Here is a 24,621-nt window from a genome sequence, read left to right as displayed (position 1 = left end):
TTATTACAGCAGTTTTCATGTATTTGAACCACAGCTGTCGTAGGGGTGCAAGGCCTTGCTATAGGTGTCAACTTAACGCTAAACCTGCTTGTGACAACGTTTTGCCCTCACCCCCAGCCCCTCTCCCATCCGTGATATCATGTTCGCTTGATTACTTATTAAAGCCGAAGAACCGCACCCCGCCAAAGCTACGCTTCGTCTCCCCTCCCCGCTTGCGGGGAGGGGATTAAGGGGAGCCAGTGCGGTCTTGGGGTCTCCCCAAGTGGAGCATCTGGCGTGTGGGGTGCAATGACTGTGGAAATCATAACTAATTATGCGAACATGATATGAGAGAGGAGCTAGACATTCAATTCCCCTTCTCCCAAGGGAAAAGGGGTTAGGGTATGAGGGCGTGAGGGATTTGCAAAACACCTGTCTGATATAGTTTTCGGCTTAAGTTGACTACCTATGAAGGCCTTGTACCCTTACTAATCAAGATTTAGGTTGAGCGTGAGTGCAAAACTACAACAACTCTGTGATGGAAAATAACCGTTGTCGGTCTATTTGTTGAAGCTTGGTTTTTTCAGCGTAGAAAGCCTGATAATAATATTGATACCGCTCTGGTTCAGCTTCTGGATCGGTTTGTTGCCATAGTTCCAAAAAGTGACGATAGCGTTTTTCAAGCATCACTAAATCCATACAAGCGATCGCAGCTTGAACTACTTGCGGAGTCCGCAGTATTTCTTTCTGGTTTTTTTCATCCACATGAAATAAATGGGAAATTAACCCGATTTCGCTGTCAAATTCTAAGAATCGGTCTTGGAGGCGGGAAATTAAATTTGGTAGAGACACAAAATTTTTCGTCTCTCCATCACCCGATGAAATATCTAAAATCTGTTGCCATAAAAATCGATGATGGGAAAGGCTAAATTGCAAATCTCGCTCCTCTAGTTCGTCAACAATCATTTGACGCTGTTCGGGACAATGCAAGTAAATTCGCAATAATAACGCCTCTGCGTGTTCTAAAAGGCTGCGTTCTGTCGGGAGTGGGGAGTTGGAACTTGTACTGAGCGACTCGTGCCGAGCGGAGCCGAGGTAAGCCGAAGTAATGGGGAGTCGGGATTTACTAGCTCCCCATGCTTTCTTCGCTGATATCGGCTTAGAATATGTCGCCGCAGCCGGAGCAATTTGAGTTAGCAGATTTTCGACTCTTAAGGGTATAAGTCTGGTATCTCCCAAGCTGAGTATTTCTGCACAGTAGGAAACATAATAATTTCGTGTATCGCTGTTAACTATATTCTTAAGTAATTTGACTATTTGCTGAGTTACTTGCTGAAAATCGGTAGCCTGTTTTAAGTCTCGGTCTTGAATAATTTGCTGAATCTGCCAATCTAGCCAAAGTGGCGCATTTTTTAGCAGTTTTCCATAATCTTCTGGAGTGTGACTATGCAAATATTCATCAGCATCTTTACCATCGGGTAAATTGAGAATTTTTAGCTGAACTTCGCCCTTGTATGCCAGTTCGGCAATTTCACCAATCGCCCGTTCGGCGGCATTGGTTCCGGCTTTATCAGCATCAAAGTTGAGTACTAATTGTTTCGATTCGGTGTAGCGTAATATTAACCGGACTTGTTCTAAGCTTAAGGCTGTACCAAGTGAGGCGATAGCGTTATTAATACCAGCAGCGTGGAGAGCGATCGCATCAAAATATCCCTCCACTACCACCGCTTGATCGAGTTGAGAAATCCCATCTTTGGCTTGATCGAGGGCAAATAATGTTTTACCTTTACTAAAAAGTTCGGTTTCTGGTGAATTCAGATATTTAGGTTGTTCATCAGTCAGCGTTCTACCACCAAAAGCAATGACGCGTCCTTGAACATCGCGGATGGGAATCATCAAGCGATCGCGAAATACATCATAATACCCACCACCTTCTCGGCGTGGCTTAATTAATCCCGCTTTTTCCAGTATTTGCACTGGGTAATGTTTATCATCCACTAAATAACGGTAGAGAGTTTCCCAACCTGCGGGGGCATAACCTAAACCAAATTGCTGTATAGTTTCTTCTTTGAATTGGCGGTTAGATTGCAAATATTGAAGTGCTTTTTGCCCTTGAGATTGTCTTAAGGCGTGTTGATAAAATTGTGCGGAGGAAGCGAGAACTTCATACAACTGCTCGCGCAAAGATAGCTGACGCTGTAATTCTTGGCGTTGTTCGGGTTCTAGAGTTTGCACAGGTACTTGGTAACGCCGCGCTAAATCCAGCACCACATCAGCAAAAGAACGCTTTCCCAACTCCATGACAAACTTAATCGCATTTCCCCCGGCTTGACAGCCAAAGCAATAGTACATTTGCTTGGTCTGGCTGACGGTGAAACTGGGAGATTTTTCATCATGGAAGGGACACAAACCGACGAAATCTTTCCCGCGTTTGCGTAAAACTACGTATTCCGAGACGACATCTACAATATCAGCCCGTAGTTTAACTTCCTCAATTGTGTCTGGGTGCAAGCGGGGGATTTGCATGGCTTTGTCATTAGTCATTAGTCACTTGTACTGAGCGAAGCCGAAGTATTGGTCATTAGTCACTTGTACTGAGCGAAGCCGAAGTATTGGTCATTAGTCACTTGTACTGAGCGTAGTCGAAGTATTGGTCGTTGGGCATTAACTTTGAAAAAAGGACAAAGGACAAAGGACAAATGACTTCTGATAGCTATTATATTCTTGTTGCCACACCAAGAATGATGTATACAATTGCTTAGACTGAATTTTACCAGAGGAAATACTGAAAATGGGGCGTATTTTTATATCAGCAGCTCATGGAGGCAAAGAAGCGGGAGGAATAGATCGAGGTGCGATCGCAGGTGGTACAAGTGAAGCAAAAGAAATGATTCTGCTGCGAGATTTGATTGTCACTGAACTGAGAGCGCGGAGTTTGGAAATTTTAGCGGTTCCTGATGACTTGAGTGCCACCCAAACTATCACCTGGATCAATTCCCGCGGCCGCCGGGGTGATGTCGCCCTAGAAATTGCAGCTAATGCGGCTAATAGCCCTTCTGTGCGTGGGGCTAGCGTTTTCTACATTGCTAATAATAGCGATCGCAAGAGCAATGCTGAACAGTTACTAGTGGGATTGTTGCGCCGCGTACCCCAATTACCGAATCGGGGAGTCAAGCCAGATACAGATAGTGGATTGGGTAGTTTAGCATTCTGTCGCCAGACAACGCTGCCAGCTTTGGTGATGCAAGTAGGGTTTCTCAGCAATCCAGAGGATCGGGCTTTGCTGCAAACTCGTCGCCGCGATTTTGCTTTGGGAATTGTTGATGGATTGGTAACTTGGAGTCGTGTAATTGATCCCACTCCGGGAACTCCGACAGAAGCAAATTATCCACCAATTAATATCAATATTAATGGGCAAAGTTACTCGGAACAAGGAGTGCTAGTGAATGGTAATGCTTACATTCCCATCGATTTAGTAGACCGTCTCAGAATTGACCTTTCAAAAGCAGCTAATGTCAATCGGATTACCTATCGCAAAATAGTTTATGTTAAAGCGATTGAACTGCGAGATTTTAATGTTGCAGTTAATTGGGATGCGGCAACTCGTACTGTCAGCTTGCGATCCAATTTAGTGGTTTGCCCTGGCCAATTTGAGCGGTTAATGTCGAACGGTAATACTTCCGAAGTACAGTTACAATTCTTTCTAAGAAACAATAATGAAAATGCTTTGGTAAAGTTTCCTGATATCCCAAAACTTTATCGGGAAGAAGCAGGTATAGAAGGAGTGAACTATGATATTGCCTTTTGCCAAATGTGTGTAGAAACTGGATTTTTACGATTTGGTGGTGATATTAGACCTGAGCAAAATAACTTTGCAGGCTTAGGTGCGATCGGTGGTGGTTCGGAGGCTGCGTCTTTTCCAAGTGCCAGAATTGGAGTCAGGGCGCACATCCAACATTTGAAAGCTTACGCCAGTTTAGAACCTTTGGTGCAAGAAGTAGTAGATCCAAGGTTTCGCTTTGTTACACGTGGAATTGCGCCATTAATCGATCAGCTATCAGGGCGGTGGTCAGCAGATTTGGATTATGGTACGAAGATTTCAGCAATGCTCAAACGATTATATGAATCAGCAGGGCTTCTTTGAGTGTTGATTAACTTGTTATAGTAATTTTTTTAGGGCGTTGTAATCAAGTAATAATATTCAGAAAATTTCCGTTTAATTATGTTATGCGGAAAAATTTTGGATAACAGCAAAGTATATACGTAAAAATTCTATTTAGGGTAAATATATGGCAAAACTCCTGTACAATACCTGAATATAGATATTATCTAGAAAATTTCTGTATATCCTGACAATAAAGCTCAGTATGTGAGCAATTATGAGTTTTTCCAGTGGTCATCGACAAAGCATCTTATTTCTGGCTGCCAATCCTAAAGACACCACGCGTCTACGGCTCGATCAAGAGTTGCGGGACATTGGGGAAGGACTGCAACGCGCTCAAAAGCGTGACCAATTTAAGCTAGAGCAACGGTTGGCGGTTCGTCCTCGTGATATTCAACGGGCGATGCTCGATATCAGTCCGCAGATTATCCATTTCTCCGGACATGGGGCGGGGGAGCAAGGGCTAGTCTTTGAAGATGAAATTGGCAACACGAAGCTTGTGGACGGGGAAGCATTGGCAGGTCTGTTTGAACTGTTTGCTGACCAAATTCGCTGTGTTGTGCTAAACGGCTGTTATTCAGAAGTGCAAGCGAAAGCGATCGCTAATCACATAGACTATGTAATTGGCATGAACCAGGCAATTGGAGATCGAGCAGCGATTGAGTTTGCAGTAGGGTTTTATGATGCGATCGGGGCAGGTCGTCCCATCGAGTTTGCCTACAAGCTAGGGTGTGCGGCAATTCGGATGGCAGGCATTGCAGAACACTTGACCCCAGTGCTGCTAAAAAAATCTACATCTTTTGATGCCACTGTTCAACCCACCTCAGATATTGTTGTTCAACCTCCAGTTGAGCAATTACAGAATGCACCAATCGATGTCTTTATCTCCTACTCCCATAAAGATGACGATTTGTTGTCAGAATTTGTGACTCATTTGGCTAACCTCAGGCGGCAGGGTAAGATTACTGCCTGGTATGATCGCGCCATCGAAGCGGGAGAAGAATGGGAAGCTCAAATTAAGGGGCGACTAGAATCCGCTCGGATAATCCTGCTGCTGATCAGTCCCCCCTTCATGGGATCGGACTATTGCTATGACATAGAGATGCAAGGGGCGATCGCACGACACAATCAAGGCACAGCACGGGTAATTCCGATTATTCTCAGACCCTGTGATTGGAAAGATTCGCCATTCAGTAAGCTCCAGGTTCTACCAAAAGATGCCAAACCTGTAACCCAGTGGAGCGATCGCGATGCCGCGTTTCTAAATGTGGTAGAAGGTATTCGCAAAGCAGTTAATTCCCTGTAAAATATTCAAAAAAGTAGATTATTCATCAAAATGGAGTGTGTTCGCCGCGCGATCGCAGAGTTATAATCACTCCTTGGCAAAGTTCAGAATGTTCCTACCCTGATTTGTTTCTCTTCTAAATCTCAATACCATCTGGCTATCCAACTATTGCGATTTTTTAAGGCAATTATGGATGCTCAAAACCAAGCAATATCAGCAGATATTTCAGACATTAACTAAGGAGAATATATGCCTTCGCTTAAGCGTTTAGAGGCAAAACGTGAAGACCTAGAAGAGGAATATGAAGAAGTTCGCAAAAAGTTGAAATGGTTCAAGAAAGAAAGAATAACCAAAACTGATTCGGAAGCTAAATATGAGTTGGAACAACGAATTGAGGAGTACGAATCAAGATTACAAAAAATAGATGAAGAACTCGAAGACTTAGAAGAGCAGATTAATCAACCGAAACGAGCAGAAAACTCTAATTTAGAAAAAAGTCAAACTTTTGATTTATTATATAAATCATTATTGAAGTTAGGATACTGGGAACAGCACAACCTCTTTGAAGAGGTTGCTGGAAAATACTCTCATGGTGTGTTTTTGATCCAAGGCTATTCTAAAGACTGTGGTCAAAGATGGTTACTCAATCGATTGGCTTCAATTATACCCAATATTTTAGAAGGTAAAAATATTGTTATTGACTTAAATAGAACTTCATCAAGGACAGATATCTTAGCAATTTGGGATGAATTTGCCGGTCGAGTTGGATTACCTGAAAAGAGTTTACCTGCTCAAATCGCAGAAAAAATTTGTGAATTATGGAAATCACAGAATGTTTTAATTGCGTTTAACAATGCCGATGAAACAATTAAAGAAAACTTGTGTGATTTACTTAACGACTTCTGGGCATCACTGGCTCAAAAAATATTAGAAGAGAAGAATAAACAAAACACATTCAAGCTCCTCATCTTTCTCATAGACTATCAAGGTGTAATATCTCAGTGGAATATTGGTTTTGTCGATAACTATAATTCAGATTGGCAACCGGATTACCCTCTAGGATTGCCTGCTATCCATCCATTCTCAGATAAAGATTTAAGAGATTGGTTAAATTATCAGAGTGATTTCTTACCTCCTGCTATCTCTGCTAATAAGACAGAAACCGTTAGAGTGCTTTTAGAAAAGCAAGGGGTTCCAATGCCAACTTTACGAAAAATTTGCGATCTTTGTGGTTGTAATTGGTTTGAACAGGAGGGCAAATGGTTACGCCTCTAAATTCCGATCGCCTTGAATATACTGGTACTAAGCAACCGAAGCCAGGGGATAACTACAAAGGTAAACTCATCTATCCTTACTTACCCAGCCAAAAATTAGTGGATGTTGTAAATCTAGCGATTTATTTAGGTCGCCCATTATTACTCAAAGGAGAACCTGGATGTGGCAAGACTCAACTAGCTCTTGCAGTTGCTTATGAGTTAGGACTAGATTTTGAAGCTTGGTATATAAAATCGACTAGTCGAGCTAAAGATGGTTTGTACATTTATGATACCGTTGGACGGCTACGCGATGCTCAATTAGCGGCATCTGGTTCTTTAACTATAGAAGAAAAGCAACGCTTTGACGATCCAACATCTTATATTCGTTTGGGTCCATTAGGTAGAGCTTTTACTAATCCCAAGCGGACGGTAGTTTTAATCGATGAGATTGACAAAGCTGACATCGATTTTCCCAATGATTTATTGTTAGAACTTGATGAGCAACTGATTCAGATTGAAGAGGTGCGAGAAAACGGAAAAGAAAAAGAGATTAAGGCAGTCAATTCACCGATCGTTTTTATTACTAGTAACGACGAGAAAGATTTGCCCGATGCATTTTTGCGTCGGTGTTTATTCTATTACGTCCATTTTCCCGGCTACGAACAAATTGTTAAAATTGTCAAGTATCGATTCCCTAATATTGCAGACGAACTGACAAACACAGCTGTTTCCCGTTTTCTGGAATTACGGGAATCTATGGAGGGTGAAACAGGTAAATTTAGTAAGAATGTGAGTACAAGTGAATTACTCGATTGGATTAAGGCGCTAAAGCGAGATTCATTACAAGAAGTATTAAATAGGTTGTCAGGTGAAGCCCAACTGCCTTACTTAGAGGTATTACTTAAAAGTTGGGATGCCCACATTAATTATTTGAGGTTGACTAGCGAGCGTGAATGATCCAGCATTATTAGAACTATTCACCTGTTTAAGGAAAGCAGGTTTTCCCTTAGGGTTGGCAGAATATCATCTGCTCCTGGAATCTATTAATGCAGGTTTTGGGACTCGCGATCGCACTGCACTAGCCCAACTATGCTGTGCCCTTTGGGTAAAATCCCAGCGAGAAGAGGAAATTTTTCAAGATTATTTTAACCAAATCATTCCAGAACGACTCGAACAAGATTTTTCTGAAAGTAAAATAGAAGATACCAGCTCAACAACGAATCAACAGCAACAACCGACTTTCAAGAGATATTTTACATCTCGAATCCGACGTTTCCTAATTTTAGGGCTTGCAACTTGTGTTGTTGCGATCGCTACCGCATTTATCCTCCAAATGTTTATTTCTAAAAAAGACGAATCACAGGTTAGTACTCTAGCCTTCAGCAGTTCTTTTTTAGACTCTTCCTTGGGCTTTTTCACTGTCGATATAAATGAAAAAGCAGCACATATCAAAATTACCCGTACTGGTAGCAAGCATGGGGCAGTCAGTGCAGAATTGAATTTTGGGAAGAACTGTTTTCCTGACGAACTCAACTATACTTTGCAAATAGATGATGTTCACGAAATCAATGATAGTCCCCGAATTGTTCGGTTTGAGGGTGGTAAAACAGGAGTAAAAAAAATTATAATTCCCATTTTAAATAATGGGAAGAATGATTTTTTCCAAAAATCTATTAATTTATGCTTGACTAAACCTCAAGGTAAAGTTCAGCTTGGTGATCGAAACAGAGCGATTTTACTTATTCAAAATAAAAATTATTTGAGTAAAATATTACGTTCTGAAAATCTAGAACTACTATTAATTATTTCTACCTGTATTATTATGCTGTATGTTACCTGGCGGCTGTGGAAAATTCGACAGACAGCCTCTTCCAGAGATGAGGCGATCATCCCTGAAACTTACACCAATTTATCTAAAACAATGCTGTCTCCTGAAGTCATTCGGACAATGGCTGACGAGATTCAAGTTTCTAAAGCAATCAGGCGCGAGGACAACGGACTTAGCGAATTCCCCCTAATCGTTAACGATTTGCCTGTCACCCATCGACAAATGAAGCAAGGGTGGCGTTATCTGCGTCAGTTTAGTCGTCAGGGGCCACCCATCGAGCTAGATATGGAAGCTACTATTCAACAGGTTTCCCAGCACGGGGTTTTAGTCAATCCTGTGTTAGTTCCGCGACGTACCAACCGCATAGAACTTCTGCTGTTAATCGATGGAGATGGTTCGATGGTTCCGTTTCATCACCTTTCTCAAGAGTTGGCAGATACAGCATTGCGTGGTGGACGCTTCAGCCAAGTTAAGGTTTACTACTTCCACAACTGTCCAGATGAATATTTATACCGCGATCGCTATCATTTAGAGGCAGAATCAATTGATAATTGTTTATCAAACTTGCCTAAAGCCAGAACAGTTTGTTTGATTTTCAGTGATGCTGGCGCAGCACGTGGTGGATTTAGTTCTAGGCGAAGGCGGTTGACAAAATTCTTTTTAAAAGAGTTACGCCAGCATGTACGCTATACTACTTGGCTCAATCCGGTTCCTCGCGCTCGCTGGGAAACTACAACTGCCCATGACATTGCGGCTTTAGTTCCCATGTTTGAGGTAAATCGTCAGGAATTTTACAGAGCGATCGATGTTTTACGAGGACAGCATCAACCTTTGGGGGAGGTACGCTAAGATGACGAATCCTAGTGCTTTATTCCCGGAAACGCGCTCTCAGGAAATTGAGCAGGCGATCGCATCATTCCAGAGACGATTTACCGAAGCCCATGTATATCTAGCCTATCATGCTGCCTTGCCCATCGCTCTTACGCCCCATTTGACTTACTGTCTATGGGCAACTTTTCCGATGGACATCGCAAACCAAGACTTGAAAGTGCCGTGGATTGCAGTAGCAGACTTACTCCTTTCTCCGCTTTGTAAAGAGGTAGGACATGAACTATATGAGATGGATGCAGATTTACGCAATTATCTATTAGACCAAATGATTCATCATCCTAGCTTTGGTCAGAAGCGTGTTGAGGAATTAGCCCATTTTTTATTGTCCTACGTACAGCGAGAATTGAATGATTCTAAATCGTCTATCCAAACTCTGGCTCAAGCTCAACGTTGGACGGCACTTGCGTATGTTTATCCGGAAGCTGTCGCCCATGATTTAGCTAGCAAGCTTAACGAATTAAGCCTTAGCGAAAAAACAGAATGGCTGCGGCTGACATCATTAACAGAAGCGATCGCAACTCCTTTACGTCAGGCCCATTTTGAATCCCTACTCATGTATCTTCAGGGTATGCGCCAACTGGCTCGTGGCAATCATATCCAAGCAGAATCAACCCTCAAATCTTTGCCGGCCCATAATAATCGAATTGTCGTCGCCGGAGTCACTTTACCGATTCCTAACTTCCAAGACTCTAATTGGCATATCAACCCGATTGCATCCAAAGCTACCTCACTAAGATCATTTAAATTTGAAATAGCTAAACTGATTCGTCAACCCCGGTTTATGCGGTTGGGTTCACGCTGGGTAATCGACCGACAAGAACAACAAGCAACCCTATTTTATGAGCAATTAGAGGCACAAGTTAATTTAGAAATGGTGCGTATACCAGAAGGCAACTACTGGATGGGAACTGCACAAAACGAAGGAGGCTACCGCGAACGCCCTCAACATCGAGTCACCATTACCTCCTTATTTTTAAGCCGTTTTCCTGTGACACAAGCCCAGTGGCGGGCAATTGCCAAGACTACCAAAGTTAGGATTGAACTGAATTCTGACCCCTCCGACTTTAAAGGTGATAATTTACCTGTGGAGCATATTACTTGGTTTGAAGCGATCGAGTTTTGTGAGCGTTTGCAATTACAGACTGGAAAACCCTATCGTTTACCCAGCGAAGCCGAGTGGGAATATGCTTGTCGTGCAGGGACAGAAACCCCATTCTACTTTGGCGAAACGATTTCTCCTCAACTTGCCAGTTATGACGCAAGCAAACGATATCGTTCCGGTCCCAAAGGCCGATCGAGCAAACAAACTAGTGAAGTAGGTTCTCATAACGCAGCGAATGCTTTTGGACTAGATGAAATGCATGGCAACGTCTGGGAATGGTGTGCCGATCACTGGTATGACGACTACACAAATGCACCAGTAGACGGAAGTGTCCGAATTACTAACAACCGCGTTTCGCCTAGAGTTATCCGGGGTGGTTCCTGGATCAATGAACCCAATATATGTCGTTCTGCCTATCGTAACGGTTTTCCTCCTGACAACAAAGTGGTTACAATCAGCTTCCGAGTAGCGGTATCATTGCATACAGTAAATCTCAAATAATCTTTTGATGTGAGAGGATGTTTTAAAAGTATTGGGTGACTAGAAGTCGCTACTAAACAAAGCTTAGTCCATCTCCGTGTACTAATAGAAAATCAAAGGTTTCAAACCCACCTGCGTAGGTTTTGTCTGTATAGCCGCACCTGTGCCAAGGCTAGTATGAATTGAGACTTTATAAACATCCTCTGAGATATTTATTGCTTTTCCTTATAAAAAGTTCATAAGACTTATCCATTAGTACCCTGATAGGTACTATTAATGCTGAACAGAATGTGGTATGTATTAGGTTTATATCTTAGGGAAGAGGTAATAAAATCTAATTTATGAGTACCCTTTCTGAACTTCAAAGCAAAAAACTTGGATTGTTTGAATTAATATCATTAGGCTTCGACATATATCTTAAAAAAAATCGGCTCTTCCTTGGTTTTCTTTTAATATACTTGCCTTTTGTGATTATTTTAATCGGGTTTTCAGAATCCATCAGTTACAACTTTAATTCACTTTTTTTGAGTTTATCTTTTCTATTTTATATTTTTTATATATTCGTAATAGTTCCAATTTACGTTGTTACTCTTTCTCTCCTTACAGAGAGTTGTGTTTTTCAGGAAAATATTCAACCTAAAGCTATAGTTAGACGAATATTATCGCGCATCTTACCCCTGATTGGTTTATGGGTAAGATTTTCGCTCACTTCATCTTTACTTTTTTTACTGCTAATTGTTCCAGGCATTATTTATAGTGTAAACAACGGCTTCTGTCTTCAGGCTTTTATTCTCCGAGATCAAAGAGGTAAGGCAGCATTTCAATATAGTAGAACATTAGTTAAAGGAAATTGGTGGAAGACGTTTTTCTTATCATTGCTATCTTATATAATCGTTTTCGGCTTGCAGGGAATTTTTAACAAAATCCTAAGTACTGTTATTGCGAACTATCCAATAGTAGTTGTTGTTATATCCAATGTATTGGCACAAGTAATTGGTCTTGGAGTTACAATTGGTGGAGTTTTGCTCTTTCTTAACTTAGAATTTCAAAAACAATAACACAAGAAATAAATCTTTTTAATCTGCACGTCATCATTTAAATATGGCTGAGTTATCTGTCCTAACTATTTTATTTTTAGCAGCAAATCCAGTAGGAAGCTCTCAGTCACGTTTGGAGCAGGAAGCACGAGATATTAGTGATGGGTTACTAAGAGCACGACATCGCGGTCACTTCAAATTTGAGCAACGATGGGCGGTACGTCCTAGAGATATTCAACTAGCTCTGCTAGAATGTAATCCTCAGATTGTTCATTTTGCTGGACATCGCAAACAGGACAAGATATTAGAACAAAAAGAAACCATAACTCAAGAGTTTGCTACAGAAACAGAAACTGAGCAAGAGGAAGGATTAGTATTTGAAGATGATACCGGACATATTCATCTTATTTCTGCCAAGGCTTTAGCAGATTTATTTAAGTTATTTTCAGATCAGGTGAACTGTGTTCTGTTGAATGGTTGTTACACCGAGGATCAAGCAAAGATAATTGCCCAACATATTCCCCACGTAATTGGGATGAAGCAATCAATTACCAATAAAGCGGCTCTAGATTTTGCTCTGGGATTTTATGATGCGCTAGGATCTGGTCGGTCAATGGAGTTTGCTTATCACCTGGGCTGTTCAGCAATTAAAATGGCAGGACTGTCTGAACATTTGACTCCTATTCTCTATAAAAAAACACCATCTAATTCTATTTCTGCGCCAGATGATTCTTCTAAGTTAAATGCTATTCTAGGCAATGGTAAAACTCAGAACATATCTTCAAAACGGCATATTCAAGAAAAGCGCGAAGACTTAGAAGAAGAATATCAAAATGTTCGTAAAAAGTTGAAATTTTTGAAACAAGAATGGAATATTAAAACTGATTCAGAAGCTAAATATGAGCTTTCACAACGAATTGAACAGTATCAAATTCAATTGCAAAATATTGAAGAATTGCTTGAGGAATTGGAAATAAATAAGGGTTAAGCAAGTGTAAATAATTAGAAGATGGTGTATATTTTCGGTGTGTTACTACGTTAGTGTAACGCACCGAAAACCTGAATCAAATTACTTTCTTACATATCTCCTTTATATTCTTCTAACAATTGTGGAATGTGATCGTACCCATCTACACCAATAACCGCAATAATTTTTGGACGATGTTGCTGTAAGAACTTTTGGAAAGCTTCTGTCCCGATTTGTCCTTGTAAAATTGTCAGTAACCCTGCTGCTTGACGCCACTCGCTAGAAGCAATTTGTTCTAAAAGATACATTCCCAAGCAACCTGTGTAAACAGTTTTTTCAGAATTTTGCAGATGATAATAAGCTTCTGCTAAATAAGCTAAGTTCCGCCCTTGCAGATACAAATCACCGGAAACTTGTGCTGTTTTAAAACCATCTTCAAGATATTTAATTGCAGTTTGGTGTTCTCCAATTACTAGATAGGCAATTCCTAAGCTGCTGACACATAAAGCTTTACTTTGAAGATCGCCTAATTTTTCTGATAATTTTAAACCTTGTTCCAAATAGTTAATTGCGGCTTCATAGGTTTCGGGTTCTAGGTTTTCTAATTCCTGAGCTTGCATAACTTCGCTGTAACCTAAATTTACTAGCGCGTTTGCTTCTCCTGTCCTATCGCCTGCTTGCCGACTTAGTATTAATGCTCGCTGACTGTAGTTAATTGCCTCAGCATAATTTTGCTGTTGCACGTAGGTACGGCTGAGGTGATTGAGATTGGCAATTTCACAGGTGCGATCGCCTGCATTTCTGGCTATCTCTAGCGCTTGCTGATGAAAATCAATTGAGCGCTGGTATTGTCCCAAAGCACGCTGAGAATAGCCTAAAAGTGTCAAAATCCGCGCCTTTTCCTGAGTTCCCTCGCCTCGTCGTAGCGGTTCATCTAAATAATCTAGGGCATCTCGTAAATAGGTGCCAGTAAAAGAGGCAAAAATCCCGCCATAAAAGGGAAAATACGGACGCTGGGCAAAGGTTCGTAAAATCTGGAGCATGATTTGAGAACAGGCATCGCTATATACTGTCCCAATACTTCTAAAACCACTTGCTAATTGACTCCAAATCACTGCAAAGGTCAAAAAAGTGGAAATGGACAACTTTGGCCCCGCTTTAACATCGTAAGCTTGTTGGTCAAACCAGTTAATTAGTCCCCGTTGCAAAAACTGTAAAATCAATGACATTTCCACCCAATCTCTGAGGGTAATACCATGCTGTCGCTCGGCAAACTCTATTGCGGATTCTTCCCTAGCTAAGGTGCGGAGTAGTGTTTTGGGTAACTCACTATTGAGTTGTTTAGCCCAACTTGCCCAAGGGCCACTTTCTCCCGGTACGCCGCCAAATCCCAAAGATTCTTTTTGCTCGTACATCCAACTGAGCAAGTTGTCTTGCAATCGCTGCCAAGAAGCTAAACCACGGGTAATCCCTTCGGAAAATTGTTGTAAATCAGCATCTGCTTGAGCAAATTGCTGCAATGCCTTTGATAACTGCTGTAACTGTTGTAAATTTAGCGGATACTTCTGATTCGGGTCAGTAACCCGGATAAATGTTGCTAGACGCTCGGCAGCAGGGGCTGTGGTAATTTCTGTAGCTGCAAAGGCGATCGCTTCTGTGGCTTTGTTTTGCTCTTGCCAGCGTTGCCATTGACTTTGAATCGTCTTAATGGCTCTCAAACTGCGAGTTGCCTTGGCTTTCTTGAGTTCGTCTTTTTCGCTATCTACTTGACTTTGGAGGGAATTCAGGCGATCGCTCAAAGCTAGCTCAAAGACTTCCCCTGTACCGGAAGTAATTCCTTTAAGCAGCATTTGGTACACCTGTTCTACAGAGCTAATTTTGCCCTTGAGGGTGGTTTCGACAATTTCATCGATTAAGGCAAGATAGCGATCGCTTAATGGCAGAGAGTCTGGCACTTTGGCTACTAGGAGAATGTCACATCAATTCTAATTCTAGTCTTGGCAGCAGAGATAGGGGAAACAATTGGCCACTTTTGAACAGTCATGGTCATAACAAATGCAAAATTTTTTCAAAATTTATTTAGCGATTTGTTATCATTCCTTGAGTGATTCGCTGTTTAACTACACGATAAAAGAATAATGGAATGCCTACAATATAACGGTCTGCTAGACGAGTAGGTTCAGTAATTAAGCGTGTTAACCACTCCAGACCATTATCAGTCAACCAACGCGGGCCGCGATATATAGAGTCAGTATAAAAATCTAAACAAGCACCTAAAGGTAAAAATACAGTAGTTTCAATTTTATTGAAGTTATCTAAAATCCAGCGTTCCTGTAATGGCATACCAAAACCAATATATAAAATATCTGGTTGGAATTTATTAATTTTTTTTATTACCAAATCATTCTCTTTTCCTGATTTATCAAAATAACCATGATGTCCCTGTACGCGTAAATTAGGCGCAATTGATCTTAACTTAGTAATTGCCTTATCTACTACGCCAGGTTTTCCAGCTAACAAAAATAAAGAAAGGTTTTCTTTATCACATTTTAATGCTAAATCTTCTATGTAATCTGGTGCTGTCATTCGATGTGCAGATTGCATTGAATAACCGTTGAATCTAGCTCCTACCATTACACCAAATCCATCACAAAATACTAAATCAGCCTTATTCAAAAAATCTCGATACCAAGACTTTTCATAAGCGAAATTCATTGCTCTAATATTCACATGTCCTACAACTGTCTTTTTTTGGCTTTTTGCTGCTTCTATTAAATAATCAACTAATTCTTGTACTTTAACTTTATGGAATCTTGTATCAAATAATTTCACTTCAGGAAAAGTTTTCATTTCTGCACCTACCTCACTTATTAGCCAGTATACCAAGTTTAGAATAATTACCAACGACAAAAGAATAATACCTTTATCATTTATCATTACCTTGAATTTTACTAATATTAAATCCATACCTTTTCAACGCCTATTATCCTTATGCAGAAAGAAGTACGTCGTTTTTAAGATTGGTATTTAATATATAGCGTAGGTTAGTTCAACCTATTTTTGTCAAGATGATTCTAAATTGATAGCTGCTGTATAAATGCATCTTAAAGATGTAAGATAATTGTTTATGTCCAAGTGTTTAACTCTGACTCGTGCATTATTTCCCAAAGATATTCTCAGATTTTCGTCTGCAATTAAGGATTGCATTGCCTCTGACAATTGTTGAATATTCCCCGGATTAACTAATAAACCATTCTGATTTTGAGTAACTATTTCGGGTATTCCTCCTACTGGGGTCGTGATAACTGCCAAACCCCAACTCATTGCTTCTAGTAGTGCCATAGGCAGACCTTCGTTGTAGGAAGGTAACACAAAGACATCAGCTTTAGTTAAAAGCTCGTCGCGTTTTTCTTTATCTACCCAATCAAGAATAGTGATATAGTCAATAAGATTTAGAGTTGGGAGCAAACTACGAGCTTGTTCTACATTTCCATCCCCCGCTATAACTAACTTGGCTTGGCTTTGTTGAGCAACAGACATAGAAGCAAATGCTTGAATTAAATCAAAAGTACCTTTGCGCTCACCAATGCGTCCTAAAAATAAGAAAAATATCTGTTTGGAATCTATCCGCTGTGGAACTTGTGCAGGAATTTTTACTGGGTTAGGCAGAACAATAACTTGTTCTGATTTCAAGCCAAGATTCTCAATGTAAAAATTTTTCCAGCTATCTGATAAAACAATGAAACGGGTACATTTACAAAACGACCAACTTAACCACTGCTTAAGCAATTGAGGTAGTTTAGAGTAAAACAAATGAAAATCAGCACTATGAGTATGAATTATTACTGGTTTTTGAAATAGCCAACCAATCAGAGTAGTGATTGAATGACGAAAAGCGCTACCTCTATCTGAAACATGGATGTGAATTAGGTCAGGTTTTTGGTTTAATAAATTCCAAAACAACTTACTTATTGCCTGCAAAAACACTAACACTTTATGGACAGTAGAACCATTCGGTAAAGTAATAATGTGTTTAATTTGAATATCAGAGCTAGTTTCTTCAAGAATGAGCTTTTCCACAGAAACTATTCCACCTTGGCGCTCCAAGCTTTCGCCCAACATAGTAATTTTTATGGAACTCATAATTGCTATTAATATGTTTTGGAAATTGAGTACATGGCTATTTATATAAACTATTGAACGAATTTCTTTTAGTTTATATTCAAAGGTTTACTCAAAGAGCATTTTGAAAGTTAATGGTACTAACTTTCAAAATGCTTGATCGCAGATCCACAAATTTATTCAATGTACACTTTTATGATTTTACAGGATGATCTCCATAACAAAATTCTGCCATAGGGATTGTTATGAAGATATTTAAAACATTGTTGTTAATAACAGCATTTTAGCATTCTTTCATAACTCAAAGCTAAGTAACAATTTTTTGTTTAAGCTAAATCATGTATTTACAAGTAAGAAAAACTAATGAATTTATTTGAGCTTTTAGTAGGGGAAGACAATCATCCAGCTTTAGTTACCCCTGAAGGGCGATCGCTAACCTATAAGCAATTACGCGAGAATGTTATTGGACTGGTATCTCAACTCAACAGCTTTGGATTGAAACGGGGAGAACGCATTGCCATTGCCATGACTAACGGTTCACCAATGGCGATTAGCTTTTTGGCTGCTGCCCTATGTGGCACTGCTGCACCCTTAAATCCCAAATACAAACAAGAAGAATTTGCCTTTTACTATCAAGATACCCAAGCAAAAGCACTGATTACGTTGTCTGAGGGGTCAGAAGCAGCCATTGCTAGTGTCACACCTGACATGATACTGATTAATGCCAAGATAAATACTGACGGCACATTAAGCTTTGAATTAGTTAAAAAAGGCTCAGAACCAGCAGAATCTGCGAATCCCATAGCCCCTAACGCTGATGATATAGCGATGATTCTCCACACTAGCGGCACTACCAGTCGTCCCAAGCGTGTGCCCATTCGTCATCGCAACTTAATCGCTTCAGCCGGCAACCTGATTAGTGCTTACTCACTCACAGCAGCTGATACTACACTTTGCCTAATGCCCTTGTTCCATGTTCACGGATTGGTGGGCTGTTTGCTGGCAACTCTGGCTTCGGGTGGTACATTAGTTTGTCCCAATGGTTTTAATGCCTTGGAGTTTTGGAAACTGGTAAATATCTACAAACCTACCTGGTACTCCGCAGCGCCAACCATGCACCAGACAATTTTGGCGCGTGCAAACCGCAACATAGAAATTGTCAAAGCTAACCGCTTTCGTTTCATTCGCTCTAGTAGCGCTTCCTTGCCGCCGATTATCATTGAACAGCTAGAGGCAACTCTTAATGTTCCTGTAGTGGAATCTTACAGTATGACTGAAGCATCTCATTTAATGACCACCAATCCCCTACCACCAAAAGTTAGGAAACCAGGTACTGTAGGTTATGGCTTCGGTGTAGAAGTGGGCATTATGGACTCTGAAGGCAACTTGTTATCTAAGGAAAGCTTGGGCGAGGTGGTGGTAAAAGCACCCAATGTTATAGATGGCTACGAAAACAATCCAGAAGCTAACGCCACTGCTTTTGTGAACGGTTGGTTCCGTACAGGGGATCAAGGAACTGTGGATGCAGACGGCTACCTCCGCTTGACTGGACGGATTAAAGAATTGATTAACCGGGGCGGGGAAAAAATTTCTCCTTTAGAAGTGGATGATGTCTTGCTACGCCATCCCGCCGTCGCCGAAGCCTTAGCCTTTGCCGTCCCCCACAAATCTTTAGGAGAAGATATCCACGCGGCTGTGGTTCTGAAAGCAGAAGCTGGCGAAAAAGAACTTTTAGCTCACTGTGCAACTATGCTGGCAGACTTCAAAGTTCCCAGGCAAATTCACATTTTAGATCGACTACCTCGTGGTGCTACCGGTAAACTGCAACGGTTGGCGATGGCGAAATTGCTGAATATAGGGGAGTAGGGAGTAAAGGAGCAGGGGAGCAGGGGAGCAGAGGAGCAGGGGAGCAGGGGAGCAGGGGAGCAGAGGAGCAGAGGAGCAGGGGAGCATAGAAAGCAGAGGAAGTGATTTGTATCAGCAATTGGGAGATGGCGATCGCTAAACTTAAACATTTTTCATTTTCAGCCACGAGCGTGGCGGCGGGACAAGTATCTTCTACAAAAACAGAGATTGAACAGTCAGATCCTTCTGCGTGATACTGAAGTTACGCTGTTCTCCTGTGGCAACGAATGAAACGATCGCTTCACACGCCACAGCTACGGTTAACATTACTAGGTTTCGTGTCAGGGGATAATCACAGACATCATCATTAACCTCGGAAGGAACGCGATAAACGTCATTCCAAATCACTTCTGCATAATCTGCTGATAGTCCAGCATGAAGGCAGGGTACGCTTAATTTCTCAGCATAATCTTTCACTGCTTGACGTGCCACGCTATTGTCAAAGACATCAATAATTAGCTGGCTGTCTTGAAGTAATTGATTTGTATTTGCTGGTGTCAACTCCTTTGTTTTGGCATCAACTTTAGTACCAATTGCTCGATATAAATTGTTCGCCAAAATCTTAGCTTTGAACGCTCCCACATCAGAACGGTAGTAAGGCTGAGTCGAAAGGTTACGCTCCTCAATGCGATCGCGATCTATTACTGTAAGTTTATCAAAACCAGACCGAGCTAAGTTTTCCGCAATGTTAGCTCCTAATGCTCCAGCGCCACAAATGGTTACAGGATAATTTTTTAGCTTTGCCATCACAGTATTGCTGCGGTAAAGCTGTTCGTGAAAAAAGATACTCATTGTCCTCACCACTCTCGTTTTTCCATGACACCTACTAAGGATTGCAAGTCAAAATCGCGATCGCGTCCACTCAGACAAATGCCAGAACTGACAACAGTCAAGTCATCTTTAGCGATCGCACTACTATGGCGAACACCATCAGCAGTTGTCCAATCGACTGTCCAATAATCGCCGCGATCGTGGAATTGATTTAATTCACCGCCACCCATCCGCAATGCCTTTTTCAGTCGCTTTTCATCCTGTTGGGGTTGAGTAAAGCCCTCAATGCGCCGCGTTGCTAATTCATACACTGTGCGGATTTCTGGAGTAATGCCCTTAAACTGTAATTCTTCAGCAGGAATGAGTTGCTTAACGGCAGATTGCAGAGTTTCAACAATTGCCGGATCGGTTCGGCGATCAACTTCCTCAAACCAGCAAGACTGTCCATTCCAACGGGCAATAATTTGCTCAAAGGTAACGCCCTCGGTAACTAAATGGACTGCGATCGGCTTAACTACCTTCAACCGTTGACGCATATCTACTTCATCCACAGGGTATGCTAACCAAGTTTGTTTTTGCAGTTGATGTGCTAACCGCAGTCGTATTTGGGGAAAGTGTTGCAGATATTCTGTAATCTGGGGCAAGTCTGCTTCTTCTACAACCGTTGCTGTTTTTTCATCCACAGCCTTAAAGATGCCCCAACCTTCAAATTTACTAGGCTTTGGACTGAAGGTGTAGATCATCCCAGCTACCCGTGTGCGAACTCGTCCACCTTTGACACAGGGCGCGAGGAATTGGGTTGTAGACAATTGTGCTTGTGCGATCGCAATTTGGTTGATTAGCTTAAATATGTTAGTCATAACTAATACCAATTTTCAAAAATAAGGCTACCAATGCTACCAATGCAACCCTATAAAATCTGATTTTCTTGATTACGAATTACGAATTAATAAAATTCTGCGTGCAAGTTGGTGGAGCATTGCGTGTTCTCAGTTACTAGAGGGACTCCGCTGGTGAGTTGTTGCACACTCTTTCAAGGATGGCTACTTTTAAGCCTACCTCCCAGGTTCTTTGTACTCCCCGTTCACACACGCCCACTGTATTTGACAGTGTTACTTTTCCTCTCGTACTAGTATGTAGGCTCCACGAGTTGGGGCACGCAGGATATTAATATAATACAATGTACTACAAATAATTGCTACTTTCCCGATTACAAGACAAGAGATAAAGCTAGATGAAGATGATTGAATTATCTACTGCGTCAGCGATCGCTCATTTGCACCTGCCATGCGTAAGGGCAATGGTACGGAAGCATCCTTCATATAGGCGATCGCACTCGCTATGCATAACTAAATATAACTATTGTCACTGTAACTAATTAGCACAAGATAGTACAGGTTGCCTTACTAAAAATCTACAGCGATCGCAGTGCAGTAATGGTATCAACGTTATTTTAATGATTGGTAAAGTACAGGGTTTGAGTTTCCAAAACCTCTTGGTTAACACCCTAGCATCTACCTACAGTAAAAAAACTAAGGGTACAAATACTATGGTAGTTTAAACAGAAGTATTAGAATAAATACCTTTTGTTGCTTAGAAATGGAGTAGCTATTTTGTTGAATATCAAATCTTTGTCAATAGTTTGTACAAGCACGTCGTTACTTGTATTGGGTATTAATGAAATAGTGTCTGCTTCTTCCTTTAATCTGACACCTGTGTTTGACAACGTTGCTAGCTACACTACTACTATTACTGGAGATAATAATCTAGCTGATATTTACTATCCTAATCCTACAGACTTAAAAACAAGCAATTATTCTTTTCCAGTAGCACTATTATTACAAGGCGCACTAGTTGACAAATCAAATTACTCTAATTACGCTCAACAAGTTGCACGCTATGGATTTGTAGTAGTGGTGCCAAACAGCAAGCGTATAGCTCCAATATTTGGCGAAGCATTATTACCCCAAACTAGCCAAATTGATACAGCTTTACAACAAATTGTAGTTGAAAATAAGAATGTTAGTTCACCTATTGTAGGCTTGCTGGATACAGAGAAAGTAGGATTATTGGGTCATTCGTTAGGCAGCGCCGTAGGATTATCTGCAATTGGAAATTTATGCTTGACACCAACACTTTGTCCGGGTTCTTTCTCTCGACCCAAACAAATTGTAGCAGGAGGATTCTATGGTGGTGGTCTTCGCAATGAGAATGATGTTTATCTTCCTATTAACAATGATGAAATACCAGTTGCAATCCTGCAAGGGGATCGTGATGGCAGAGCGCTGCCTTTCCGGGCTAGTTTAACTTATGACAAAATCAAAAATCCACCTGCTGCACTGATTAATATCAAAGGTGCTAATCATTTTAGTATCACAAATACAAATAATCCTGCTGGTGCAATTCCTGACCCGATAAATTCTACACTTAATCAAGATGTAGCTATTAAAACAATTGCCCGGTGGAGTGGTTTGTTTTTACGTGCAAGTATTCTTAATGATAAAGACGCTTTTAATTACATTTATTACACAGGTGATGCTGCTGACTCCAATGTGACAGTAAAGAGTAAACGTGTTCCTGAATCGGCATCGACTGTTGCACCTTTAGGGATATTGTTGGCTTATTTTACGATTACTCAACTACGAAAAAGAATAAATGAATCAAAACGTCATTTTAATACCAATGCCTAAAACAGTTCTCGTTACTGGAACATCCAATGGTATTGGTAAACTGGCTACTATTTACTTTGCCAAGCACAGATGAAACGTTGCTGCAACAAGGTGAAATTTTAGTAGTAGCAACCTTTCTTTTGAGAAAAACTTTTTGATGTACTGACAGTCTGATTAAAATTTCCAAAGTAAGCAATGCTTACTATTTGTAATAATAAACATTGCCACACTTTAGAACTTACTTATCCGATCGCACAAGCAACGGCATATCCAGAATCTCCATCAGCAAATCCAGACGAGAGGGACGCGTTAGCAGTGGGACGATGTTCGGCAAACTGTAGTAGTCACCCGCGAAAGTAAACGTATCTACAGGTGCTTGCTGCTGCTTCAGTTGGCTCTCCACCCAGTTGTAATGATTACCCACACGGACAATCACCACATTGGGCATTATCGCTAACTCCCGGCAGTAGTTCTTGTAAACTTCACCGAAGTAAGGAGCCGCATTTTCGCCCTCATCCGTCACCAAAATTATCTGGTCAACTACCTGCTTCTTCTTCCGCATGGCTTCCAATGCACAACCGATACTAGTACCACCGCCTGCATTGATATGCTGGAAAGCACGCTCCCAGTCGGTCAACTCCTTGCCTTTTGCCGTAACAGCGTAAGGAATGGTGTCGAAGGCGTAGACAAACAGTTCTGCCTTAGTGATACCAGAAATTAGGGCAGCGAGTTGTTTACCGATCGCGATCGCATTTTCCATTGAACCAGACTTGTCCACCAATAAAGCAGTTGGACGAGCGATCGCACCACGCCGCTTCACCTGCTCGTTTGTCACCTTTTCCAGTCGAGCAACGGTGTCTGCGTCAAAATCTCCTGCGTCTGTTGCAATCTGTGCTTTAAATGCTGAGACACGCCCACTTTTAGACGCTGCTTCCAGCTTGGAATCAATCAGCTTCTTAACTTCTGGATGATCCATTGCGCCTCTAGTCTGGAGAGACTTGAGGTTGTTGATCGCTTCTTGAGGAGACATGCTGTTGATTAACGCCACTAAGACAACTGGTGTAAGTTGCTTGATCGCACCAACTGCGATCGTGTATGGAATTTTGAACTCCACAATCAGCCGTGCCTGTTCTGCCGCATTTGTTGCCTTAGCAAGCTGCTTCAGCACATTTGCTAAGGAACCCTCTGGAGGAGTATCGCGGAATAGAATCGCATTTGCCCGTTCATTTGGCTTGATGTGCAGCGAAGCATATAAGTGCTTCATTGCCTTACGACCTCGCAAAGCGGCGCGATCAAACAGAGCCGGATTGCTCTCTCGTACCTTTAGATAACGCCGTACCGCAGTCCGAGCCGAACGAGGCAGTTTATTCTGCTGCTGCTTCATGAAGTCCACCACACGAGCTACCTGATAAGGTGGAAACTCTTGCAACATCATAAATCCAGCATCTCGGTGTTCAGTCAAATTGCTAGTTAACAAATGAGCAACAAACACCTCCTTGTGGTCGCGGACATCACCATGAAGCTGATACCAAACTGCCAGGTGTCCATAGAAAATCGGATCGAGTTCAACAATTAACTGATGAATTTCTGTGACTTGCTCAAGTTTGCGGTGAGGAGTTGTGAGCAAACTGTTGAGCATTTCCAAACGCAGGTCACGTTCTGCGGTATTCATTATGAACCTCCTCTAGTTGTGATGGATGAGGAGGCAGATGTTGCACGCGAGGTGATATCACCGCGCAAGTTGTAGAAGCATTGTGTATAACTTGTGCAGAGTTATGTAAGCTTCTGCGATCAGGGCGCGGCAACAACTGCCAGTTTTGATGTAATGTATCGAAATCGTTGGCACTACTCCCTAAAAGTAGTAGCTGCGTAAGCTGCCATCATATCTGCCGCTATTGCGACAGCACTTTTTGAAAGCAGCGACCAGAACCACAAAGACAAAGGTCATTGTTACCAAGCTTTTCTTGTAGTTCCTTGTCGCCATGAACAAGGCGATCGCCACGTTTAACAGCTTTTTCAGATGGGTAGCCACGACGACGTTTGCTCGATGGTTCAAAAGCAGAAATCGTCGAAATCTTCAGGCTCGATGTTGAAAGAATTAATCTTCTTCATCGTTCTCACCTCCATATTTAAATGAAATAAGATCACCTCGTGCAAGTCGAAAAAG

At 41.4% G+C, this 24,621-nt stretch carries 18 protein-coding genes; 10 read left to right on the top strand and 8 right to left on the bottom strand.

Features of this window, described 5'->3' with window-relative positions:
• Window positions 1–501: 501 nt before the first annotated feature.
• On the bottom strand, window positions 502–2,505 hold the full coding sequence (gene dnaG / locus RMY27_RS13875) for a DNA primase (RefSeq protein ID WP_322664072.1): 2,004 nt from the start codon (window positions 2,503–2,505) through the stop codon (window positions 502–504).
• A gap of 265 nt (window positions 2,506–2,770) precedes the next feature.
• On the opposite strand from dnaG, the gene RMY27_RS13870 reads away from it, so the two are divergent.
• From RMY27_RS13870 to RMY27_RS13835, 8 genes are all read left to right on the top strand, one after another.
• Window positions 2,771–4,123 (top strand): N-acetylmuramoyl-L-alanine amidase, encoded by a 1,353-nt coding sequence (locus RMY27_RS13870; protein WP_322664053.1) that lies wholly within the window; start codon window positions 2,771–2,773, stop codon window positions 4,121–4,123.
• Between the two features lie 235 nt (window positions 4,124–4,358).
• Complete coding sequence (locus tag RMY27_RS13865) at window positions 4,359–5,447, top strand: TIR domain-containing protein (protein ID WP_322664051.1); 1,089 nt, start codon at window positions 4,359–4,361, stop codon at window positions 5,445–5,447.
• Window positions 5,448–5,675: 228 nt separating this feature from the next.
• Window positions 5,676–6,701 carry a hypothetical protein gene (locus RMY27_RS13860; protein WP_322664049.1) on the top strand — a complete coding sequence of 342 codons (1,026 nt, stop codon included), beginning with the start codon at window positions 5,676–5,678 and terminating at the stop codon, window positions 6,699–6,701.
• Window positions 6,686–7,639 (top strand): MoxR family ATPase, encoded by a 954-nt coding sequence (locus RMY27_RS13855; RefSeq protein WP_322664048.1) that lies wholly within the window; start codon window positions 6,686–6,688, stop codon window positions 7,637–7,639. Before RMY27_RS13860 ends, RMY27_RS13855 begins: the two co-directional genes overlap by 16 nt.
• Window positions 7,632–9,359, top strand: coding sequence for a hypothetical protein (locus RMY27_RS13850; RefSeq protein WP_322664046.1), 1,728 nt, complete (start codon window positions 7,632–7,634; stop codon window positions 9,357–9,359). The genes RMY27_RS13855 and RMY27_RS13850 overlap by 8 nt, the downstream gene beginning before the upstream one ends.
• Before the next feature lies 1 nt (window position 9,360).
• On the top strand, window positions 9,361–11,004 hold the full coding sequence (locus tag RMY27_RS13845; RefSeq protein ID WP_322664045.1) for a formylglycine-generating enzyme family protein: 1,644 nt from the start codon (window positions 9,361–9,363) through the stop codon (window positions 11,002–11,004).
• A gap of 320 nt (window positions 11,005–11,324) precedes the next feature.
• Window positions 11,325–12,041: a hypothetical protein gene (locus RMY27_RS13840; RefSeq protein WP_322664043.1), complete on the top strand. Its 717-nt coding sequence runs from the start codon at window positions 11,325–11,327 to the stop codon at window positions 12,039–12,041.
• A 43-nt stretch (window positions 12,042–12,084) separates the two neighbouring features.
• On the top strand, window positions 12,085–13,008 hold the full coding sequence (locus RMY27_RS13835; protein WP_322664041.1) for a CHAT domain-containing protein: 924 nt from the start codon (window positions 12,085–12,087) through the stop codon (window positions 13,006–13,008).
• Between the two features lie 89 nt (window positions 13,009–13,097).
• On the opposite strand, the gene RMY27_RS13830 is transcribed toward RMY27_RS13835, so the two are convergent.
• The 3 genes from RMY27_RS13830 to RMY27_RS13820 all read right to left on the bottom strand — a co-directional run bounded on the left by RMY27_RS13830 (window position 13,098) and on the right by RMY27_RS13820 (window position 17,130).
• Entirely contained in the window at window positions 13,098–14,942 is a 1,845-nt protein-coding gene (locus RMY27_RS13830) for a tetratricopeptide repeat protein (protein ID WP_322664039.1), read from the bottom strand.
• Window positions 14,943–15,066: 124 nt separating this feature from the next.
• Window positions 15,067–15,954: a WecB/TagA/CpsF family glycosyltransferase gene (locus tag RMY27_RS13825; protein ID WP_322664037.1), complete on the bottom strand. Its 888-nt coding sequence runs from the start codon at window positions 15,952–15,954 to the stop codon at window positions 15,067–15,069.
• A gap of 96 nt (window positions 15,955–16,050) precedes the next feature.
• Window positions 16,051–17,130 carry a glycosyltransferase family 4 protein gene (locus tag RMY27_RS13820; protein ID WP_322664035.1) on the bottom strand — a complete coding sequence of 360 codons (1,080 nt, stop codon included), beginning with the start codon at window positions 17,128–17,130 and terminating at the stop codon, window positions 16,051–16,053.
• A 342-nt stretch (window positions 17,131–17,472) separates the two neighbouring features.
• Here RMY27_RS13820 and RMY27_RS13815 point away from each other — a divergent pair, with 342 nt between their 5' ends.
• Entirely contained in the window at window positions 17,473–18,975 is a 1,503-nt protein-coding gene (locus tag RMY27_RS13815; protein WP_322664033.1) for an acyl--CoA ligase, read from the top strand.
• A gap of 192 nt (window positions 18,976–19,167) precedes the next feature.
• Here the strand turns inward: RMY27_RS13815 and RMY27_RS13810 are convergent, their stop codons facing one another.
• Complete coding sequence (locus tag RMY27_RS13810; protein WP_322664031.1) at window positions 19,168–19,806, bottom strand: ThiF family adenylyltransferase; 639 nt, start codon at window positions 19,804–19,806, stop codon at window positions 19,168–19,170.
• 5 nt (window positions 19,807–19,811) lie between these two features.
• The gene (locus tag RMY27_RS13805) at window positions 19,812–20,645 is read right to left on the bottom strand and encodes a hypothetical protein (protein ID WP_322664029.1); all 834 of its coding nucleotides are present in this window, start codon (window positions 20,643–20,645) and stop codon (window positions 19,812–19,814) included.
• Window positions 20,646–21,470: 825 nt separating this feature from the next.
• On the opposite strand from RMY27_RS13805, the gene RMY27_RS13800 reads away from it, so the two are divergent.
• Window positions 21,471–22,475, top strand: coding sequence for an alpha/beta hydrolase (locus tag RMY27_RS13800; protein ID WP_322664027.1), 1,005 nt, complete (start codon window positions 21,471–21,473; stop codon window positions 22,473–22,475).
• 217 nt (window positions 22,476–22,692) lie between these two features.
• Here the strand turns inward: RMY27_RS13800 and RMY27_RS13795 are convergent, their stop codons facing one another.
• Window positions 22,693–24,126, bottom strand: coding sequence for a vWA domain-containing protein (locus tag RMY27_RS13795; protein ID WP_322664025.1), 1,434 nt, complete (start codon window positions 24,124–24,126; stop codon window positions 22,693–22,695).
• Window positions 24,127–24,306: 180 nt separating this feature from the next.
• Entirely contained in the window at window positions 24,307–24,510 is a 204-nt protein-coding gene (locus RMY27_RS13790) for a hypothetical protein (RefSeq protein WP_322664023.1), read from the bottom strand.
• Window positions 24,511–24,621 lie beyond the last annotated feature (111 nt).

The organism is Nostoc sp. DedQUE09, from assembly GCF_034530915.1.
Lineage (GTDB): Bacteria > Cyanobacteriota > Cyanobacteriia > Cyanobacteriales > Nostocaceae > Nostoc.
The sequence above is the reverse complement of the archived record's forward strand: the minus strand, read 5'-3'. Positions and strand labels throughout refer to the sequence as shown.

What these genes read in the sequence shown, in the direction of transcription:
- dnaG (WP_322664072.1), bottom strand. Translation starts at nt 2,505, where the DNA reads ATGCAAATCCCCCGCTTGCACCCAGACACAATTGAGGAAGTTAAACTA.
- RMY27_RS13870 (WP_322664053.1), top strand. Translation starts at nt 2,771, where the DNA reads ATGGGGCGTATTTTTATATCAGCAGCTCATGGAGGCAAAGAAGCGGGA.
- RMY27_RS13865 (WP_322664051.1), top strand. Translation starts at nt 4,359, where the DNA reads ATGAGTTTTTCCAGTGGTCATCGACAAAGCATCTTATTTCTGGCTGCC.
- RMY27_RS13860 (WP_322664049.1), top strand. Translation starts at nt 5,676, where the DNA reads ATGCCTTCGCTTAAGCGTTTAGAGGCAAAACGTGAAGACCTAGAAGAG.
- RMY27_RS13855 (WP_322664048.1), top strand. Translation starts at nt 6,686, where the DNA reads ATGGTTACGCCTCTAAATTCCGATCGCCTTGAATATACTGGTACTAAG.
- RMY27_RS13845 (WP_322664045.1), top strand. Translation starts at nt 9,361, where the DNA reads ATGACGAATCCTAGTGCTTTATTCCCGGAAACGCGCTCTCAGGAAATT.
- RMY27_RS13840 (WP_322664043.1), top strand. Translation starts at nt 11,325, where the DNA reads ATGAGTACCCTTTCTGAACTTCAAAGCAAAAAACTTGGATTGTTTGAA.
- RMY27_RS13835 (WP_322664041.1), top strand. Translation starts at nt 12,085, where the DNA reads ATGGCTGAGTTATCTGTCCTAACTATTTTATTTTTAGCAGCAAATCCA.
- RMY27_RS13825 (WP_322664037.1), bottom strand. Translation starts at nt 15,954, where the DNA reads ATGGATTTAATATTAGTAAAATTCAAGGTAATGATAAATGATAAAGGT.
- RMY27_RS13820 (WP_322664035.1), bottom strand. Translation starts at nt 17,130, where the DNA reads ATGAGTTCCATAAAAATTACTATGTTGGGCGAAAGCTTGGAGCGCCAA.
- RMY27_RS13815 (WP_322664033.1), top strand. Translation starts at nt 17,473, where the DNA reads ATGAATTTATTTGAGCTTTTAGTAGGGGAAGACAATCATCCAGCTTTA.
- RMY27_RS13810 (WP_322664031.1), bottom strand. Translation starts at nt 19,806, where the DNA reads ATGAGTATCTTTTTTCACGAACAGCTTTACCGCAGCAATACTGTGATG.
- RMY27_RS13805 (WP_322664029.1), bottom strand. Translation starts at nt 20,645, where the DNA reads ATGACTAACATATTTAAGCTAATCAACCAAATTGCGATCGCACAAGCA.
- RMY27_RS13795 (WP_322664025.1), bottom strand. Translation starts at nt 24,126, where the DNA reads ATGAATACCGCAGAACGTGACCTGCGTTTGGAAATGCTCAACAGTTTG.